General features: G+C 36.9%; 5 protein-coding genes. All 5 read left to right on the top strand.

The window, feature by feature from the left end:
- On the top strand, positions 1-420 hold a 420-nt coding region (locus tag EIZ48_RS27845; protein WP_205298631.1), incomplete at its 5' end, for a hypothetical protein.
- Between the two features lie 516 nt (positions 421-936).
- Positions 937-1,182 (top strand): hypothetical protein, encoded by a 246-nt coding sequence (locus EIZ48_RS27840; RefSeq protein ID WP_160658612.1) that lies wholly within the window; start codon positions 937-939, stop codon positions 1,180-1,182.
- Positions 1,182-1,844, top strand: a complete 663-nt coding sequence (locus EIZ48_RS27835) for a hypothetical protein (RefSeq protein ID WP_160658610.1) — start codon at positions 1,182-1,184, stop codon at positions 1,842-1,844. Before EIZ48_RS27840 ends, EIZ48_RS27835 begins: the two co-directional genes overlap by 1 nt.
- 139 nt (positions 1,845-1,983) lie before the next feature.
- A complete protein-coding gene (locus EIZ48_RS27830; protein ID WP_160658608.1) occupies positions 1,984-2,538 on the top strand; it encodes a hypothetical protein in 555 nt (184 codons plus the stop codon).
- Positions 2,538-2,901: hypothetical protein (locus tag EIZ48_RS27825; protein WP_160658607.1), on the top strand; the 364-nt coding region annotated here is incomplete at its 3' end. The genes EIZ48_RS27830 and EIZ48_RS27825, both read left to right, overlap by 1 nt.

Below are 2,901 nucleotides of genomic sequence, written 5' to 3'. Positions count from 1 at the left end.
GATAGTGAGTGCGTATACTGGGAAATGGAAATGCCTATGGATCGCCTCTTAAGTTTAGCCAAACACGGACGCTTACTAATAAAAAGTGAGTATTTGAAATTTATTCCCTCATGCATTGATGCCTTGCTATTTCAGTTAAGCCGTTCTCAAAGAAAGTTAATACCCAATGAATTGGCATTTAGTGAAGACATAAAACAATTAAAAAAGTTAATTTCAGGAAAAGAAATCAAACTTCCTCTTATGTCTTACATACCACAATTCAAAAGTTTTATTAAAGCTAGATCTTCTCTGGTTGACATCAAAAATATCAAACCGTTATTTAAGATCGTAGACGATTTAATTTTTAATGGTGTAAGACCAGACAGCTGGCTGACTCCTGACGATGCGGAAAGAGAAGTGAAGTCGTATTTCACTCTGTAATAAAAAATTACAGATAAACGTGTTTTAAATTGCCCTACAGCCAAATAACCATGGGCTGTGCGGTAGCCGTTGTCAGACAACTTCGCCCGTGATTTCACCAGTGCTCAGTATGAACTGGAATGGGCATAAATTGGTAGCGGCGCGTTGTTTGAAGTTGTCCTTACTGCCCTCCAGGCTGCCGCCACATTTTGTAAATGAATAAAGGTAAAGCATGACATTACGAAAACCTAAGTACCCTTAAAGTCCCAACTCCCCGAAGTTACCAATCATAATCACTTACCGGCCGGAGCAATTGAGCTTGCTCGAATTCAAGACTCGGTTCATCCGACACTATTTTACTTATTCGTAAAAAATGCGGATCATTTAACGATCGTAACACCTCGCTATTTACGCCTAAAAAATGGAACCGATTATTTCTGTGTTCAAAACGATTTCCCTCTGGGGTTTCTACCCTGGTTTGCATATTCCTTAACTGAATTTCAAAAAACAGCATCGGAAGGCGGGCTACACTCTGGGGTGATGACCAGCGCAGACCAAAATGTAGACGGTGAAATGCTTTGTATTCAACGAACAATGGGTTCAAGAGAAGAAAATGATCCAGGCTATGCCTTTTTAAACCGTTCGCGAAGCGAAAGAGACCCATTCATAGAGAATGACCATATACCTCAAAGAATCAATTTTTCAGAGTCATTCATATTCAACGGTGGACTGCTAGAGCTCATTCAAGATTTGGCAGATAAATACCAAGGTGGAGAAATATAATGCCCAACACTAATGAACAGCGGCTTGATGTGATCGATAACTGCAACATACTACTGCTAAAATTCGAGCCCTTTAGCTCAGGAAATAATACCCCTGAAGAACGGATGGTCGCTCAACTTACTTGGCTAAAAAAAAGAGCTGAAGCAAATCAACTTGAGCTACCAGTAAAACCTGAAATGTTAAGTACCTTAAGATATATATACACCGACGGAACACTAAGCTGTTATGCAAGTAAGCCAAACGATATGAAATACATATACAACGAAATTGAGCTTCCAATGCGGAAACTATTAAACGTAACAAGAAACGGCAAATTATTGATAAAAAATGATTACTTTAAATTTATTCTATTATGTATAAACTCACTATTAAAACTACTTGGTAATCCTACTAGAACACTTCTCCCGCACGAGTTAAAATTTATTGATGAGTTAAAAACAATAAGGACGTTAAGCGAAGAAAATAAATTAACGCTACCGTTTCGCAATTATATACCTAACTATAACGGATTTATAAAATCAGATTCATCACTAACTGACATTAAAAATGCAGCAAATCTATTCAAAATTATAGACAATTATATATTTAATGGGACTAGGCCTGACTCATGGTTAACACCAAAACATGCTGAAGATGATATAAGAAAATATTTAATAAAGTAAGATTGTATATAATCAACTAAGGACCTAATTATAATTTTATCACTTCAAGTGGAGGAATTTCACTTCAAAAGAAGGCTGATTAATTTGAATCAACTTCAACAAGTAAATGCTATTACTTACATAACTAAGTAGAGAATATATGACAAGAGTGAATCCCCAATATCCACAACTAAAACAACTCCCAGATCTTACTAACATTAAGGATCTAGAAAATTATGCTATAAAACTAGGTGAAATTCAGGATTCAGTGAATCAAAACATAAAATACGTATTTGTAAATAATATAAATCACCTATCAATTTTGGAACATCGTACAAAAAAGCTAGATGATGGCTCTATAAGTTTCAGGTCTTATCAAACAGATTTCCCATTACAGTTCCTAGCCTGGTTTATTGAAGCATTAATCGATTTCAGGAAAGCACCTGAAAATGGAGGCCTACACTCAGGAGCAATGGTAACAAATGATCAATGTATCGATGGTGAAATGTTATGTATAAAGCGAGCCATGGCTTATGACGGACCAGGTATTCCAGGTTACTCAATCGTTAACAGATCCCGCCGTAATAGGAATTTATCCAGTGAAATAATTTATTTCCCCCAAGAGATCAGCTTTTCTGAGCAATTCATATTCAACGGTGGACTGATAAAACTCATTCAAGATTTGGCAGATAAATACCAATGTGGAAAAATATAATGCCCAACACTAATGAACAGCGGCTTGATATTATATCTAATTGTAATCTATTACTTACCAAACTTCATGGCTATCAATCAACGGATAACCGACCTGAAGGGCGAATGATTGCCCAGTTAACCTGGCTCAAAGAGCGGGCAGAAAACCATGACCTTCCCCTGCCTGTAAAACCTGAAATGCTGGGAACACTCAGGTATATCTACATGGATGGCACCCTTAATTTTCATGCCAGCAACCCAAAAGATAGTGAGTGCGTATACTGGGAAATGGAAATGCCTATGGATCGCCTCTTAAGTTTAGCCAAACACGGACGCTTACTAATAAAAAGTGAGTATTTGAAATTTATTCCCTCATGCATTGATG

Origin of the sequence: Photobacterium alginatilyticum, assembly GCF_009910675.1 — a bacterium.
Classification (GTDB): Bacteria; Pseudomonadota; Gammaproteobacteria; order Enterobacterales; family Vibrionaceae; genus Photobacterium; species Photobacterium alginatilyticum.
Note: the sequence above shows the minus strand (reverse complement) of the source record. Positions and strands in the feature narration are given on the sequence as shown.